The organism is Streptomyces griseiscabiei, from assembly GCF_020010925.1.
Lineage (GTDB): Bacteria > Actinomycetota > Actinomycetes > Streptomycetales > Streptomycetaceae > Streptomyces > Streptomyces griseiscabiei.
Window position 1 is genome coordinate 174154 of record NZ_JAGJBZ010000001.1, and the last position, 16807, is coordinate 190960.

At 70.9% G+C, this 16807-nt stretch carries 9 protein-coding genes; 2 read left to right on the forward strand and 7 right to left on the reverse strand.

From position 1 onward, the window contains the following. Positions 1 to 71: 71 nt before the first annotated feature. From J8M51_RS00690 to J8M51_RS00720, 7 genes are all read right to left on the reverse strand, one after another. Complete coding sequence (locus tag J8M51_RS00690; RefSeq protein WP_256965452.1) at positions 72 to 2474, reverse strand: glycoside hydrolase family 3 N-terminal domain-containing protein; 2403 nt, start codon at positions 2472 to 2474, stop codon at positions 72 to 74. A 64-nt stretch (positions 2475 to 2538) separates the two neighbouring features. Then, entirely contained in the window at positions 2539 to 4593 is a 2055-nt protein-coding gene (locus J8M51_RS00695) for a PKD domain-containing protein (protein ID WP_086758705.1), read from the reverse strand. Positions 4594 to 4727: 134 nt separating this feature from the next. Continuing rightward, complete coding sequence (locus J8M51_RS00700; RefSeq protein ID WP_086758707.1) at positions 4728 to 5582, reverse strand: ATP-binding cassette domain-containing protein; 855 nt, start codon at positions 5580 to 5582, stop codon at positions 4728 to 4730. 3 nt (positions 5583 to 5585) lie between these two features. Further along, a complete protein-coding gene (locus J8M51_RS00705) occupies positions 5586 to 7352 on the reverse strand; it encodes a dipeptide/oligopeptide/nickel ABC transporter permease/ATP-binding protein (protein WP_086758709.1) in 1767 nt (588 codons plus the stop codon). Further along, a complete protein-coding gene (locus J8M51_RS00710) occupies positions 7349 to 8290 on the reverse strand; it encodes an ABC transporter permease (RefSeq protein WP_086758721.1) in 942 nt (313 codons plus the stop codon). The genes J8M51_RS00705 and J8M51_RS00710 overlap by 4 nt, the downstream gene beginning before the upstream one ends. A gap of 30 nt (positions 8291 to 8320) precedes the next feature. After that, positions 8321 to 9856, reverse strand: coding sequence for an ABC transporter substrate-binding protein (locus J8M51_RS00715; protein WP_086758711.1), 1536 nt, complete (start codon positions 9854 to 9856; stop codon positions 8321 to 8323). Between the two features lie 309 nt (positions 9857 to 10165). Continuing rightward, positions 10166 to 11308 (reverse strand): LacI family DNA-binding transcriptional regulator, encoded by a 1143-nt coding sequence (locus J8M51_RS00720; RefSeq protein ID WP_256965455.1) that lies wholly within the window; start codon positions 11306 to 11308, stop codon positions 10166 to 10168. Between the two features lie 223 nt (positions 11309 to 11531). On the opposite strand from J8M51_RS00720, the gene J8M51_RS00725 reads away from it, so the two are divergent. Both J8M51_RS00725 and J8M51_RS00730 read left to right on the forward strand, forming a co-directional pair. Continuing rightward, on the forward strand, positions 11532 to 14345 hold the full coding sequence (locus J8M51_RS00725) for a glycoside hydrolase family 78 protein (protein ID WP_086758714.1): 2814 nt from the start codon (positions 11532 to 11534) through the stop codon (positions 14343 to 14345). A gap of 45 nt (positions 14346 to 14390) precedes the next feature. Beyond that, positions 14391 to 16790 (forward strand): glycoside hydrolase family 3 N-terminal domain-containing protein, encoded by a 2400-nt coding sequence (locus tag J8M51_RS00730; RefSeq protein ID WP_086758715.1) that lies wholly within the window; start codon positions 14391 to 14393, stop codon positions 16788 to 16790. The last annotated feature ends 17 nt before the right edge of the window (positions 16791 to 16807 follow it).

The following is a 16807-nucleotide window of genomic DNA, read 5'->3' on the forward strand; positions in this document are numbered from 1 at the left end:
TAGGCGGCTACCGACACGACCGGTCACCCGCCACCGGAGTGTCGAGCGTCCGGGCTCGTGGAACGAGGCGGTCAGACACGCTCGACCACTGCCTCGCTGAGAAACGCGCGCTCGCCGCTCGCGAGGACCCGTGCTCTGCCCAGGACCTCGAACGCACCCTCGACGCGCCGGTCGTCGGAGTCGAAGCCGAGGAAGAAGTCCACGCGCGCCGGTTCCACCGCGAAGTCCCTGGCCGCGCCCGTGTGTCCGAGCTGGGCGGCCCGGACCTCGAAGGTGACACGGCGGGACTCCCCGGGTCGCAGGTCGACCCGGCGGAAGCCGGCCAGCTGCTGTGCGGGACGGGTGACACCCGAGGTGTTGATCCGGACGTAGAGCTGGACGACGGCCGCGCCTTCGGCCCCGCCCGTGTTGGTGACCGTGGTCGCGATCCGCACGGCGCCCGAGGTGTCGGTCGAGTCGTCGGATGCGAGGGCGCCGAGGGCGAAGTCCGTGTAGCTCAGGCCGTGTCCGAACGGGTACAGCGGTGTGGCCTCCATGTCGAGGTAGAGCCGCGTGGTGCCGGGCGGCAGCGGGTTGCGGTAGCCGGTGCCGGTCTTCTGGTGGTGGTACACCGGGATCTGCCCCGTGTGACGCGGAATGCTGTACGGCAGCTTTCCGCCGGGGTTGACCGTGCCGAAGAGGACTTCCGCGACCGACTTCGGCCCGAACGGGCCCCCGTAGGGCGCGACCACGATCGCCGCGGCGTTCTTCACCACGTCGGGCAGAGCGTAGGCCCGCCCCTGGAAGAGGACGACGACGAGGGGCTTGCCGGTGGCGGCCACCGCCTCGGCCAGGCGGGTCTGCGCATCCGGCAGTGAGATGTCCGCCGAGTCGCTGCCCTCGCCCTCGGTACGTTCGCCGTTGAACCACAGGGAGGCTCCGCCGAGGGCCAGCACGACGACGTCGGATCGCGTCGCGGCGTCCACGGCCCGGTCGAGCTGGTCCTGGTCCAGGGGCCGCGTCAGCGTGCTGCCCGTCTCGGTCAGGACGCTCCCGGCGAGGTCGGCGATCTCCTCGGAGAGCGAGCGTGCCCCGTAGCGTTCCCGGACGAAACCGGCGGTGTCGGCGCCGCTCAGCACGCCGTCGTTCCACGCGGTGTGCGCGGCCTCGGCGCCGACCATGTTGATCATTTCGCCTCGGCCCATGGCCAAGGCGGCGTCGCGCCAGGCCGGGTAGGTGTAGGTCGGGAACTGCAGCGCGGCGGCGTCGGCGTGCGGGCCGATCACCGCGACGGTCAGCCCCCGCGGGGAGAGCGGGAGGACGCCCTCGTTCTTGGCGAGGACGACCGAGCGACGGGCCAGTTCGTGGGAGAGGTCCTTGCCCTCGCCCGCGGCGGCGACCAGGTCGACGCCCTCCTGCGGATACGGGTTCTCGAAGAGTCCCAGCGCGAACTTGGCCCGCAGCACGCGCAGGACGCAGGTGTCGACATCGCGCTCGTCCAGCGCTCCGCGCCGCACCTCGTCCACCAGGGTGCCGTAGGCGTACGGGGTGGGCAGTTCGACGTCGAGACCGGCGAGGATTCCCAGGCGTGCCGCCTCGCCGGGCGTGGCGGCGGCCCGCTGGCGGGTGACGACGTGGTCCAGGGCCGAGTAGTCGGAGGAGACGAAGCCGTCGAAGCCGAGGGTGTCGCGCAGCAGGCCGGTGAGCACCTCGCGCGATATGCCGACGGGGACGCCGTCGACATCGGCGTAGGAGTTCATCACGGACCCGAGACCGGCGAGTCGGATCGCGGCCTCGAAGGGATGGGCGAAGAGGTCTCGGGTCGCCCGCGCGCCGCCTTCGTAGGCGGACAGGTTGATCCCGCCCGCCGCGAGGCCGTAGCCGACGAAGTGCTTGGCGGTGGCGATGACACCGCGCGTGAGGTCGTCGCCCTGGAGTCCGCGGGTGTACGCGACGGAGAACGCGGCGCAGAGGTAGGGGTCCTCCCCGTACGTCTCGTGGACTCGTCCCCAGCGGGGGTCCAGGGCCACGTCCATCACCGGGGACAGCGCCTGGACGAAGCCCAGGCGGCGCATCTGGCCCCGGATCAGGTCGCTCATCTCCTCGACGAGGTCCGGGCTGAAGGTCGCGGCGAGCCCGACGGGGGTCGGGAACACCATGTGCCCGCCGGTCATGAACCCGTTGAGCGCCTCCTGGTGGATCAGCACGGGGATGCCGAGCCGGGTACGGGTCACGAACTGGTGCTGGATCGCGCCGACGAGGCGGACGAGCCGGGCCGGGTCGTCACCGGCCAGGGCCGGGACATGACCCGGCGGGCACCGGAGCAGCGTGTCCACGCCGTCGGCGTCCGAGCCGTCCGCGTCGACGAACGTCCATGGCCATGCCCCGCTGAGCTGGCCGCACTTCTCCTCCAGCGTCATCTCGCGCAGCAGCAGTCCGGCACGGACGTCGGCGGACAGTTCGGTGTCACGGTGGGTTCGGGCTGATGCGGTCACGATGGTCCTTGGATCTGGATGTGGCTGTGCTGCGGGCAGGCGATGGGCGGGGCGGGCGGGCCGGTCAGCGCACGACGACCCGTACCCGGCCCAGGTTGCGGACCCTGGCGAACGGTGTGTGGGCGTCGCCCTCGCGTTGGGCGGTGGCGCGCAGTGCCACGAAGTACGTGCCGGGCTTGTCGTAGGTGAAGGCCGCCTGGACCTCCGCGGCCTCCCGCGCGGGGCCGCAGGGCCGTGCGGTGAAGGTCCCGGATCCGGTGAAGTCCCATTCGGTGGCCACGATCCGGCCGGCCTTCGGGGGCACCTCGATCCTGGCGCGGAAGACGACCGGCCGTCCGACGGCGACCTCGACCCGGTCCCGGCCGTGCACGGTGAGGTCGACGACGGGCTGGACACCCAGCCGGGCGCGGGCCCGCGCCGGCACGGCGATCTGGCTGTCGCTCACGCGGTAGGCGGTGGTCCGCGCCGGTGCCCTGCCCTGTTCCACCCAGGCGCACAGGTCACGGAGCGCGTGCTCCAGGATGCCTGTCCAGTCCACCAGCCGGTTCGTACCGACCCCGGTGGGGGGTTCTTCCAGATGGTCGGCGCTGTCGTTGTACCAGAGCCGGTAGGTGTCGTCGAACCGGTCGCCCATGGCCTGTTTCACCTGGGCGCCGTACCAGTCACCGGGCCAGGGGCAGGCGTCCGGGTCCAGCAGGTTGCCGACCACGATGACCTTGCCGTTGACCTTGCCCGTGTGGGTGCCGCCGCCGCTGGTGTTGGCGGACACCAGCGGGCCGATCTGGACCGCCCGCTGCGGGTACAGGGGTTTGCCGTCCGGCCCTCGGTACTGGTCGAAGGTGTGGAGACCGGGCCGGGTCGGAACCTGATACCGGTGGTAGGCGTGGAGGGCGAGGAACCAGTGGTTGTCGCACCGGAGCCTGCCACCGTCGGCGAGGGCGTCCAGGACGTCCGCGCTGTTTCCGGCGGCGAGGGTGAACGTCCTGGCGGCGACGTCCAGCGAACCTGTCAGCGCGCCGATGCTCGTCGTGCCGTCCGCGCCGCGGGCCGTGAAGTCGAGGGGTGTCCTGATCTCCGTGGACGGCACGCTGCCGAGGAGCAGAGCGGTCGGCACGCCGTCCGCGTCGCGGCGCACCTCGGTGACGGTGGCCGTGTGATCGATCCGCGCGGCGCGGACGAGGTCGCCGAGAGGTGACCGCTCGGTGCCCAGGTAGCCCGGCTTCGACCAGAAGTCGTCCGCGTACGTGGGATCGATGCCGCGCACGATGGCCCCGATCCCCAGCAGGTTGTCGGGGTCCACCGGCAGTCGGAGTACGTAGGAGTAGTCCTCCCAGGTCCGGAGCGGGACTCCCATGGCCGACACCTCGCGCAGCATGGCGCGCTCGACGCCGTTGAGCCCGGCGTAGGGGTCGCCCGAGCCGCCGGGGGCGACCGCGTCACCGATGCGGGCGGCCTTCTCCCGCAGTACGAGCCTGGCCAGGGCGCGCACGGTGAAGCTGTTCGGGACGGACACCGGGCTGCCGGGGATGAACGGCACCGCTCCGTCCCACACGCCCACGGTGTTCTCGATGGCGCCGATGGTCTGGTAGGAACCGCCGCTGCCGCCGTAGACGTAGCCGTAGATCCGCCGGCCTGAGCGGTAGTACTTCGCCGCGACCGTCCGGGAGAACTTGGCCGCCGCCGCCTCGACGCGGTAGCCGATGCCTCCGTCGGTCTGGACGGTGTACGCGCCGCTGGCAGCGCCGAAGGCGACGACGTCGTCCGGGGCCTGCTCGTCCTGGGTCGGGTACACCTTGTGGAAGAACCTCCCCTGCCACTGCTTCCTGGGCGGCAGGTAGATGGTGAACTTCTTGGACGTGCCCTCGAAGTGGCCGGACACCTTGCGGTGCCGTACGGGGGTGGTCAGGTCCTCCTCGCTGTCGATCACGGGACGGTCGTACGTCGGGTCGTCGCAGTCGGGTGTGACCTGCAAGGCGCCGCCGGGGCCGCTCGTCGTGCACACCGGCCGTGCCTCGGCCGAGGCGGGGGTACTCAGCAGCGGGGTCGCTCCCAGCACGACGGCGGTGCCTGCCGCGGAGGTGCGGACGAAATCGCGTCGGGAGGGTCGTCGTACGCTCATGTGCTTCTCCTGGGAGGGGAGGTACTGCGCTGGTTCCTTGGGGGCGGGCATGCCGGGCCCGCCCGTCGGTGGCAGGGCATGCCGGGGAGCCGCCCGTACTCATCGGCGTACGGGCCGGCCGGTGCGGTGGTGCGTCAGTGGGCGTCCGTGGTCTCGGGCACGACGGTGCCCTCGTCGGCGACGAGGCTCAGCCGCTTCGCGCGGCGGACGCGCTGTCGCCTGGGGTCCGCGACCGGTGCCGCCATCTGGAGCTTGCGGGTGTAGGGGTGCCGGGGGTTGGTGGCGATGTCGTGGGCGTCGCCGATCTCGGCGATGCGCCCCTGGTTGAGGACGGCGATCCGGTCGCTGACCTGGTTCACCACGCCCAGGTCATGGCTGATGAACAGATAGGCCACTCCGCTCTCCCGCTGGATGTCCTGGAGGAGCGTGAGCACCCGGGCCTGTGTCGTGACGTCCAGGGCGCTGGTGGGTTCGTCGCAGATGATGACCGAGGGGTCCAGGGCGAGGGCCCGCGCGATGGCGACGCGCTGCCGCTGCCCGCCGGAGAACTCCCGCGGGTATCTGCCGCCGGAGTCGGCCGGGAGACCGACGGCGTCCAGGAGTTCCCGTACGCGTGCGCGTCCGTCCCGCGAGCCGGCGGCGAGGAGGGGTTCCACCAGGATGTCCTCGACCGGCATCGACGGGTTCAGTGACGAGTAGGGGTCCTGGAACACGACCTGGATGTCACGGGCGATCTTGCGTCGGCGGGCCCGGGAGATGTTGCTGATGGCCTCGCCGCGGAAGAGGACGGAGCCGGAGGTCACCGGCGCGAGTCCAAGAACGGCCCGGCCGATCGTCGTCTTCCCCGATCCGGACTCGCCCACCAGGCTCAGGGTCTCCCCCGCGCACAGGTCGAACGAGACGTCGTCGATCACCGTGGAGCCCTTCTTGCCCCGGCGCCCTCCGTAGCTCACGACGAGGTTCTCGACCCGCAGAACGGTCTCCGTCATCCGTCACACCTCCGCGATCTCGACACGGCGTGCCGACGAGAGCAGTTCCCTTGTGTACGCCTCGGCGGGTGCCTCGAAGAGCGCGTCCACATCGCTGCGCTCCACGATGTGGCCGTCCTTCATCACGCTGACCCGGTCGCAGAGGTCCGCGACGACGCCCAGGTTGTGCGTCACGAGGATCACGGCGAGGCCGCGTTCGTCCCGCAGTTCGCGGAGCAGTTCGAGCACCTCCGCCTGCACGGTCACGTCCAGGGCGGTGGTCGGCTCGTCCGCCACGATCAGGTCCGGGCCCGAGGCGATCGCGCCGCAGATGAGGACGCGTTGGGCCATGCCGCCGGAGATCTCGTGCGGGTACTGCCCGAACACCCGCTCTGGGTTCTTGATCCCGACCCGCGCGAGCAGGGCCAGCAGTTCCTGTTCGGCCTCCCGCTTCGTGATGTCCTTCACCGCGCGCAGGCCGTAGGTGAGCTGCGCGCCCACCGTGAAGCACGGGTCGAGGTTCGACATGGGTTCCTGCGGTACGTAGGCGATCCGTCGGCCGCGTGCCTCACGCATGTGCCGCTCGTCGGCGAGCAGGTCCTTGCCGTCGAGGACGATGCCGCCGCCCAGGACGACCGCCTCGCGGGGCAGGATGCCGAGAGTGGAGAAGGCGATCTGCGACTTGCCGGACCCGGACTCGCCGACCAGACCGTGGATCTCTCCGCGCAGGACGTCGAGGTCGACACCGTGCACCACCTCGTTCACCCCGTTCTCGCCGTCCGGGTAGCCGATGCGCAGGCCGCGTACGGACAGGACCGCGTCCGTCGGAGCGGTCGTCGTCCCCGCCTCCGCCGCCCGGTCCCGCGCCTGCCGGACCAGTTCGCGGCGCCGGCTCGGGGTCACCGTCCTGCTGCGAGAGGACGACTGGAGCACATCGCGCAGGGCGTTGCCGAGCAGGACGAGTGCCAGGACGGTCAGGCTGATGAGCAGCGCGGGCCACAGGACGCCGGCCTTGTTGTTGTAGATGTTGCCGAACGCCTCCTGGAGAACGCCGCCCCAGGACGCCTCGGCCGGATCGCTCAGGCCGAGGAAGCCCAGTCCGGCCTCGATGCTGATCGCCGCGGCCAGGACGAAGGCACTCTGGATGATCACGGGCGCGCGGACGGCCCAGAGCACATGGCGGCCGACGATCCGCAGGTCGGACAGTCCGACCACCTTGGCGGCGTCCACGTACAACTCGTTGCGGACCCCGAGGACGACGTTTCTGACGAGGCGGAAGTAGGACGGTGCGACGATCAGCCCGTACGTGGCCATCGCCGCCACGATGTTCGCCCCGGTCCGCGTGTAGAGGGCGATGAGCAGGATGATGCCGGGGGTGGCCATGACCACGTCGGAGGCCCAGTTCGACACCGCGTCGACCCTGCCCCGGTAGAAACCGGCGACGAGACCGGTGATCACGCCGAACAGCATGGAGACGAGGAGCACCACCACACAGGCGAGCATGGTCTGCAGGGTGCCGCTCATGAGCCGGGACAGGATGTCCCGTCCCGTCGAGTCCGTCCCGAGGAGGTGCCCGGCGGAGAACGGCGCGGTGTTCACCGAGTTGACGTCCGTCACGCTCTGGCCGTGCGGGGCCAGCCAGGGGCTGGACAGTCCCGCGAACGCGACGCAGATCAGGAAGATCAGGCAGACGACGGCCTGCGGGTTGGTGAGCAGCCGTCTGACGAGCGAGGCTCCCTTGGCGGCCGGCTCGGCGGGCCCGGCCGTGGTCAGCGGGGGCGTCGTGGTCATCGCTTCCTCGCTTTCGGGTTGACCGCTGCCGTGACGAGGTCGCCCAGCAGGTTGACGACGAGGACGACGAGGATGGTCACCAGTACGCAGCCCATGACCAGCGGCACATCGCCCTTCTGGGCGGAGGTGTTGCTGAGGTCGCCCAGTCCGGGGAGCGCGAACACCGACTCGATGATCACCGCCCCGCCGATGAGTCCGAGGGTCTGCAGGCTCAGGGTGGTCAGTCCGGGACCGGCGGCGTTGCGCAGCACGTGCCGGAACACCACCCGTGACTCGGGGACGCCGCGTGCTCGCAGGGTGCGGACGAAATCCTGCGAGAGCGTGTCGAGGACCGCTCCGCGGAACTGCGCGGCGGCGTTGGCGACGGATCCGATGAGCAGCGCGATCACCGGGAGGGCGATCGATTCGAGCCACCCGCCGAGGCTCTGGTCCGGCGAGACGTACCCCGTCGCCGGGAACATCCGGATCGAGACGGCGAAGGCGAAGACCAGACCGATGGCCATGATGAAGGGCGGCACGGCCGTGCCCAGGACCGAGGTGAACTGCACCATCCGATCGATCCATCCGCCGCGGACGGCGGCGGCGACCCCGACGAGGACGCTCACCGCTGTCGTCAGCACGATCGTCAGCACGATCAGAGCCAGGGTCACCGGGACCCGGGAGGAGAGGGCCGACGTCACGGACTCGCCCGTGAAGAAGGACTCGCCGAGGTCACCGGTGACGACCCCCTTGAGCCAGTCCCCGTACTGGACCAGCAGCGGTCTGTCCAGCCCCAGCTTGACGACCTCCGCCCGGACGTCGCTCTCGGTCGCTCGCACTCCGAGGACCGACCGTGCGATGCCCGTCCCGTTGCCGTACATCAGCGCGAAGGTCGCGAAGCTCACGAGAAGCAGCACGCTCACCGAGCGGACCAGTTTCCTCAGTACTGCACCCAACACCTGCGGCTCCAATCGTCACCCTCCGTCGGCCTACTGGAAGTCCCACAGCATGGGGTGCAGACCGCTCGGGTCGGTGGACGGGCGGACATCGACCTTGGGGTTGTAGGCGTAGTGCATGCTCGCCTGCACCATGGGCACGAACCAGGCCTGGTCGACGATGTAGCGGTTGAGGGCCTGCTGCTCCTTGGCGGACTCGGCGGCACCGCTGGTCAGGATCTTGTCCCAGCCCTTGGCCACCGTGGCGTCCTTCTGGTGCATCACGTTCCAGATGCCGTCGGGCAGCAGGTAGTCGCTGATGTCCAGGACCGAGTTGCCGTAGTTGCCGAGCTGCCAGAACGGGACGGGGTACTTGCCGCTGAGCAGCTCGCTGATGGCGTTGGGACCACTCAGGTTGACCTGCTTGACCTTGATGTTCAGCAGGCCCAGCTGCTGGATGACGACCGGCATCAGCGGTTCGAGGTTCTGGCCCTGCATGAACGGGATCTCCAGCGTGAAACCGTTCGGGTATCCCGCCTTCTTCATCAGGGCCTGCGCGGCCTTGACGTCGAAGGGGTAGGGGTCCTTGAGGCCGTCGATGTACGCCGCGCTGCCCGGGCGGAAGATCTGGGCGGTCGGGTCGGCCAGGCCGCGGTAGATGTTCTTCGCGATGGCCTCCTTGTCGAAGACCATGTTCATCGCGCGGCGCACGTCGACGTCGCCGAGGGCCGGGACCTTCTTGCCGAGGTGGTCCGTCAGCAGCAGCCGGGTCACCTGGGACTTCTGCGACTGGATCTTCAGCTTGGCGGCCTCGGCCTGGCCGTAGGTCGCCTGGGTGATGAGGGAGCCGTCGATCTGTCCCGTCTTGAGGGCGTTGATCGCGGCGGTCTCGTTGGTGAGCACCTTCAGGACGAGCTTCTTGTACGGGAAGGTCCTGGAGTCCCAGTAGCCGTCGTTCTTGACGAAGGTGTACACCGAGCCGGCGGTGGTCGCCGAGGTGTCGAGCGTGTAGGGGCCGGAGCCGACGGGGGCCTTGTTGAGCTTGCCGGAGGCCAGGTACTTCGGACTCGCCACTCTGACGTCGCACAGACGGGCGACGAACATCGGGTTGGGCTTCAGGGTGATCTTGACGGCGAGATCACCCTCCGCGGAGATGTCCCAGCCGGCCAGCCGGGCCTTGCCCGCGCCGTGGTCGCGTCCGTATTCGATCGACGCCTTCACCGCCTCGGCGTTCACGGGCGTACCGTCCGAGAACTTCATCCCCGGGTGAAGGGTGAACGTTCCGCCGGTGTTGTCCTGGTTCAGGTCCCATGACTTCGCGGCGCCCGGCCGAGGCTTGCCCTGCCCGTCGCAGCGGAGCAGGGTGTCGTAGACGGCGGACGCGCCCCAGCCCTGGTAGCTGGGCTGATTGGTGGGGTCCCAGCCCTGGATGTCCTGGCTCATGCCGAGCGTGAGGGTGCTCTTGTCCTTGCCGCCGACCTCGTTCCCCGCGCTGGAGCCGGCATCGGTGCAGCCGCTCGACGCGGCGAGTGCGGCGACGGCCGTGATCACGGTGACCGCTCTGTGGGCAGGTCGAATGGTGCGCCTCATCGTGGACTCCTTCGGACGCGAATGAGGGTGCCGCCGGGGCTGTGTGCCGCCTGGCGGGAAATCGTCCCAGCGCCTCGGGACAGACCGACGCAGACTGGACGGGAGAAGAGGTTGTACAACGTTCTACGCGGCAACGTACGGAGCCGAATCGGCCGCGTCAAGAGGGTGCCCCGGCCCGCACGGGTAACGGTTCCGCAACGCACCCGTAGCCTTGCGTTCGCACGCGCCGACACACGGACACGCGTCACCGCCGACGCGGCAACCCCGGTTGAGCAGGGAGGATACCCGCCGGCGACACGACGGTGCCGTTCAGCCGATTCCCTTCGGCACCCGGGCCCCGGCCGCGGGAGCCGCACTGGTCCCGCGCGGCAGGAGCCGTGGCGCCACGACGTAGTGGACGGGCTGGGTACGGCCTTCGAGCCGTTCCAGGAGCAGGCGGGCGCTCGTCTGGCCGGTGAGGTGGCCGGACTGGTCGACCGTGGTGAGGGAGACCCTGCCGATCGCCGAGGCGTTGACGTTGTCGTATCCGGTCACGGTGAGGTCCTCGGGCACGCGCAGGCCACGTTCCTCGGCCGCCCGGAGCACACCGAGGGCGGCGATGTCGGCGCCGGCGAAGATCGCGGTGGGTGGCGTGGGTCTGGAGAGGGCTTCGAGCGCGGCACGGTGTCCGCCCTCCTCGGTGAAGGACGTCTCGATGACGTCCGGTTCCAGCCCGTGCCGTCTCATCGCCGCCACGAAGCCGTCCAGCCGCGCGGTGTGCGCGAGGACGTGCGGACGTTCCAGCTCACCCATGGGGTGCGTCGTGTGCACGATGCGCCGGTGGCCGAGCCCCACGAGGTGATCGACCATGAGACGCGCTCCGCCCTGGTCGTCGTCCACGACGGTGTCGAAGCCGGCCGCGCCGCCGTGCCGGGCGACGGCCACCGTGGGCAGACTCGCCCCGAGACGCTCCAGCCAGGACGTGCTCATGGCCGGTGAGATGACGACGAGGCCGTCGACCCCCCGGTCCATCAGCGCCTCGATGCTGCGCTGCTGGCGTTCCCGTTCGAGCCCGCCGGTGATGAGTATCTCCTGGTAGGGGGTCGGTTCGAGTTCGTCCGTGACACCTTCGACGATCTCCGGCTGGAACGGGTGCGACAGCGCCACGAGCATGACACCCACCGTGTACGAACGGCCCCGCATCGCGCGGGCGCCGGCCTGCGGGCGGTACCCCAGCTTCTCGATGGCGGCGGTGACCTTGGTCCGCATCTCGGGGCTGACGCCATAGGCGTCGCGGAGAACCTTCGACACCGCCGAGACGGAGACCCGCGCCTCCCTGGCCACGTCCTGGATGGTGACGCGGCGGACGCCGGAGGCCCCCGGGCTCCTCCCGCCGCGGCCCTCCCGCCGCTCCTGTCCGTCCTGTGCGGCGGTCATGTCGCCCCGCCCCCCGTCAGCAGAGCTGGTGTCCATGCGCGCCATGCTACAAGCGCGGTCCTGGCCGGCTTCCTCATGGACCGACCTCCTCCCTCGTCCTTGACACGCGTGAGCAGCGCTCCCTACGCTGCGTGCGTAGAACGTTATACGACACCGGCCCGCCACACAGCGCTCATCACCGCGCGCGGGCGTTCCTGGGCAAGGCCGTGAGCCTGCCCCAGGCCCGGTCACCGACTGCCTGAAAAGTCTGGAGACTTGCATGGCCGTGGCTGCCGCTCCCCACGCACCCCACTTCGAGCACCTCACCGACCCCTCCCCCGTGCGGGGCATCGGAACGGGCTCGCCCCGACTGTCCTGGACGGTTCCGCACGCGGACCCGGACTACCGGCAGACCGCCTACGAGGTGGAGATCCTGCGCGGTGGACGCGCCGAGCGCCACCGGGTGCACAGCGCCGAACAGGTGCTGGTGCCCTGGCCCGCCGCGCCGTTGGGATCCCGTGAGTTCGCCTCGGTCCGCGTGCGCGTGGCGCACGGCTCCGACTGGAGCGAGTGGAGCGGGCGTTCCGTCGTGGAGGCCGGGCTGCTCGACGCCGCCGACTGGTCCGCGGCCTTCGTCAGCCCGGTGGCCATCGGTGGCCTGCGGATGCCGGCACCGGTGCTGCGTGGGTCCCTGCACGTGCCGGGCGAGGTGCGCAGGGCCCGCCTCTACGCCACCGCGCACGGCGTGTACACCGCCACGCTCAACGGCCGCCGCGTCGGCGACCAGGTCCTCGCACCGGGCTGGACCGCGTACGAACACCGGCTGCGCTACCAGACGTACGACGTCACGGACCTGGTGCGCGAGGGCGACAACGAACTGGACGTCCTGCTGGGCAACGGCTGGTACCGCGGACGCCTGGGCTTCAACGGCGAACGCGCCCTGTACGGCGACCGGCTCGCCCTCCTGGCACAGCTGGAGGTCACCACCGACGACGGTCAGGTGCACACACTCGCCACGGACGGCACCTGGACCGCGCGGGAGAGCGAGGTGCTCGCCGACGACCTCTACGACGGTCAGCGCACCGACCTGCGACGGCGCGACGCGCGCTGGCACGCGGCCGGCGACGCCGTGGAGGTGGTCCCGGGCGACCTCGGACGCCTCGTCGCACCGGAGGGGCCGCCCGTCCGGGTCGGCAGTCTCCTGCCCGCCGAGAAGGTGTGGACGACACCCGCCGGCCGCACTCTGGTCGACTTCGGCCAGAACGCGGTGGGCTGGGTGCGGTTGAGGGTGCGCGGGCTGGTGCCCGGCAGCGAGGTCGTCGTCCGGCACGCGGAGGTCCTGGAGAACGGTGAGCTCGCGACCGCTCCCCTGCGCTCCGCCGAGGCGACCGACAGCTATCTGGTCACCGGCGCGTCCGAGGAGACGCTGGAGCCCTCCCTCACCTTCCACGGCTTCCGTTACGCGGAGGTGTCGGGTGTGCCCGGTCTGCGCGCCGAGGACGTGGACGCCGTGGTGATCGGCTCCGACCTGCGCCGTACCGGCTGGTTCAGCTCCTCCCACGCCCTGCTCGACCGCTTCCACGAGAACGTGGTGTGGAGCATGCGCGGCAACTTCCTCGACGTCCCCACGGACTGCCCCCAGCGCGACGAACGGCTCGGCTGGACCGGGGACATCCAGGTGTTCGCGCCCACGGCCATGTTCCTGTTCGACAGCGCGGGCTTCCTCGGCTCCTGGCTCGCGGACCTGGCCGCCGAACAGCAGCCCGACGGGTCGGTGCCGTATGTGGTGCCGGACGTGATCCGCACGCCCTCGCCCGCCGCGACGGCCTGGGGCGACGCCGCCGCGCTGGTCCCCTGGACGCTGTATCTGCGCACCGGCGACCACGGCATCCTGGAGCGTCAACTGCCCAGCATGCGCGCCTGGGTCGACCATGCGGCGGGGCTCGCCGGCCCCGACCGCCTCTGGTCGGGGGGCTTCCAGTTCGGCGACTGGCTCGACCCGACGGCTCCCCCGGAGGACGCCGCCCGTGCCAAGGCGGACCCGGACGTGGTGGCCACCGCGCACCTGGCCCGCTCGGCGGAGGTCGTGGCCGAGGCCGCGCGTGTACTCGGTCGCACGGCGGAGGCCGACCGGTACGCCGCCCTGGCGGCCGAGGTACGTACGGCGTTCGCCCACGCGTACGTCACCCGGACCGGCCGGATCCTCTCCGACGCCCCCACGGTGTACGCGCTGGCCGTCCAGTGGGCCCTGCTGTCCGACGCCGAGCAGCGCGAGCACGCCGGGCGGAGGCTGGCGGACCTGGTCCGCGCGAACGCGTTCCGCATCAGCACCGGCTTCGTGGGAACGCCGCTGGTGACCGACGCGCTGGTCGCCACCGGACACGTCGACGTCGCCTTCCGGCTGCTGTTCCAGACCGGGTGCCCGTCGTGGCTCTACCCGGTGACGATGGGCGCCACCACGATCTGGGAGCGCTGGGACAGCATGCTGCCTGACGGCAGCGTCAACACCGGTGGGATGACGTCGTTCAACCACTACGCGCTCGGCGCCGTCGCGGACTGGCTGCACCGCACCGTCGCCGGGCTGGCCCCCGCCGCGCCCGGCTACCGCGAGATCCGCGTCGACCCTCGCCCCTCCGCCGACCTGACGTCCGCGTCGGCCCGCCACATCACGCCGTACGGCGAGGCCCATGTCGCCTGGGAGAGGTCCGCGGGGACGTTCCGTCTGAGCGTGCGCGTCCCGGTCGGCGCGTCCGCCCATGTGCGTCTGCCCGGAGCCGACGAGCCGCTCACCGTCGGACACGGTGAGCACCGCTGGGAGGCACCCGATCCGGTGGCCGCCGACGTGGTGTCCGGTGCCATGGCCACGGTCCGTGATCTGCTCGACGACGCGGGCGTCTGGTCCGAGGTCGTGGTGTCGGCCGTCGACACCGGTGTCGTCCCTGGGGGCGAGCCGGATGTCGCCGCCCGCCTCGCCCCGTACCTGGACTCGCCCGTGTCCGCCGTCCCGAAGGCCCTCGCACCGCACGAGGTCAACGCCGCGACCAGGGCACTGGAACAGCGGCTGCACACGATCCTCGGCCTGCGCCGCGCCTGACAGCGATCCGCACCAACCGATCCGCACCACAGGAAGAACACCCACATGTCCAGCAACGATCACCGCGACGTGCGCCTGCCCGCCGGCGAACGCGCCACACTGCTGCTGCGGGAGCTGACGGTCGAGGAGAAGTGCCACCAGCTCGTCTCCGTCATGCCGTGGAGCCTGGTCCGCGCCGACGGTTCGGACTCCGACGAGGCCGAACAGTGGCTGCGGAACCCGCCGGGCCATGTCGCCCAGCTGATCACCGACACCCCCGCCAAGCTCGCGCAGCTGGTCGGCAGCATCCAGCGGCAGGCCGTCGAGCGGACCCGGCTCGGGATTCCCCTCCTGTTCCACCAGGAGGCGCTCAGCGGGTTCCTCGCCGGCGGGCACATGTCCTTCCCCACCGGTACCGGCCTCGCGGCGGCCTGGAGCCCGGAGCTGGTCCAGGAGATGACCGAGCTGATCCGCCGCCAGATGATCCGCACGGGCATGCGGCACGCGCTCTCCCCCGTGATGGACGTGGCGCTCGACCCGCGGTGGGGCCGGGTGCACGAGACGTACGGCGAGGACCCGTATCTGGCCGCCGCCCTCAGTGTCGCGTTCACTCGCGGTCTGCAGGGCGATGACCTGCGTCAGGGCGTCCTCGCCACCGGCAAGCACTTCCTCGGCTACGCCCTGCCGGTCGGCGGCGTCAACACCTCGGCGTACGAAGGGGGCGCGCGGCAGACCAGGGATCTGTTCGCCTACCCCTTCGAGGCGTCGATCCGGCTCGCCGGTCTGCGTTCGGTGATGAACTCCTACGCGGACGTGGACGGCATTCCCGTGGGCGCCTCGCGGGAGGTGCTCACCGACCTGCTGCGCGGCGTCCTCGGCTTCGACGGCTTCGTGTCGTCGGACTACATGACCCTGGACCAGCTGGTCGAGCGCCAGCGGGTGGCGGACACCCCGGCGGAGGCCGCCTGCCTCGCGATCGCGGCCGGACTGGACGTCGAGATGCCCAAGCCGTACGGCTACGGCCAGGTGCTCGCCGAGGAGGTCGGGCGGGGCAACGCGGACCTCGCCGACGTCGACACCAGCGTGTGGCGGGTGCTGCGGGCCAAGTTCGAGCTGGGGCTGTTCGAGAACCCGTATCCGGCGGAGCGCATCGATGTGGCGGCCGTCGCGGCCGAGGGCACGGAACTCTCGCGGGAGCTGGCCCGGCGATCGGTGGTCCTCGCGAAGAACGACGGCATCCTTCCGCTGGCAGGCGGGGTGAAGGTCGCCGTGGTCGGTCCGCACGCGGACGCGGCGAAGCTCCAGTTCGCGACCTACACCTACGCCGCGTGGCGGGAGGCGACGGATGCCGTACTGAGCGGGGAACTCGGCAACATGCTCGGCTCCGACGACGTCACCGGCCCCTGGTACAAGGCTCTCGTGACACCCACCGACCCCGAACAGCTGGTCCACGACCGGTTCGGCGCCCGCTCGATCGCGGAGGAGCTCTGCGACTTCGCCGGGCAGGTGCGGACGGAGCAGGGCAGCACACTGACCCGCTCGCTGGGGGACGACGCCGTCGCACGGGCCGTGAAGTCCGCCGAGGACGCGGACGTGGTGGTGCTCGCCCTGGGCGGCGCGAGTCTGTGGTTCACCGGGGAGCGCACCGAGGGAGAGGCCAGCGACACGGCGGACATCTCGCTGCCGGCCGCGCAGACGCGGCTCGCGGAGGCCGTCGCCGCCACCGGCAAGCCCCTGGTGGCCGTCCTGGTACAGGGCCGCGCCTACGCGCTGCCCGAGGTGATCCGCGATGCTCAGGCGATCGTCATGGCGTCCTACGGCGGCCCGTTCGGGCCCAGGGCGATCGCCGAGGTCCTCTTCGGCGCGACGAATCCCAGCGGGAAGCTGCCCTACAGCATCCCCCGGCACTCCGGCCAGGTCCCGGTCTACCACCACCAGAAGGCCGGCTCCGGCTACCGCAACCCCTTGCCCCCCAGCGTCGACCAGCACTACCTCGACCTGGAGGCCACGCCGCTCTACCCCTTCGCACACGGCCTGAGCTACACCGACTTCACCCTCGACGACCTGTCGCACGACGCGCGGGCCGCTACCGACGGGACGATCCGGATCACCACCACGGTCACCAACACCGGCCCCGTGACGGGTGCCACCGTCGTCCAGCTCTACGTCCGGGTGAACAGCAAGGGCGGTGTCACCCGGCCCACACAGCAACTGGCCGGCTTCCACCGGATCGAGGCGGACCCGGGCGACTCCCACCGGGTCACCTTCCGCCTCGCCGCCGCTCAGCTGGGCCACACCGACGCCACCCGCGCGTTCGCGGTCGAACCCGCGCGCGTCGACTTCTTCCTCGGCTTCGACTCCGACGACCGGCGACTCACGGGCTCCTTCGACCTGGTGGGCGCGCCGCGCGAACTCACCGGCGCCCAGCGGGCCTTCCTCTCCGAGGCGGTGGGCGAGCGGGTCTGAGACGTACGCCCACGGCG

Excerpts from the sequence above, each read along its gene's own strand:
- J8M51_RS00705 (WP_086758709.1), bottom strand. The coding sequence starts at position 7,352 with ATGACCACGACGCCCCCGCTGACCACGGCCGGGCCCGCCGAGCCGGCC.
- J8M51_RS00715 (WP_086758711.1), bottom strand. The coding sequence starts at position 9,856 with ATGAGGCGCACCATTCGACCTGCCCACAGAGCGGTCACCGTGATCACG.
- J8M51_RS00730 (WP_086758715.1), top strand. The coding sequence starts at position 14,391 with ATGTCCAGCAACGATCACCGCGACGTGCGCCTGCCCGCCGGCGAACGC.
- J8M51_RS00725 (WP_086758714.1), top strand. The coding sequence starts at position 11,532 with ATGGCCGTGGCTGCCGCTCCCCACGCACCCCACTTCGAGCACCTCACC.
- J8M51_RS00700 (WP_086758707.1), bottom strand. The coding sequence starts at position 5,582 with ATGACGGAGACCGTTCTGCGGGTCGAGAACCTCGTCGTGAGCTACGGA.
- J8M51_RS00695 (WP_086758705.1), bottom strand. The coding sequence starts at position 4,593 with ATGAGCGTACGACGACCCTCCCGACGCGATTTCGTCCGCACCTCCGCG.
- J8M51_RS00720 (WP_256965455.1), bottom strand. The coding sequence starts at position 11,308 with ATGGACACCAGCTCTGCTGACGGGGGGCGGGGCGACATGACCGCCGCA.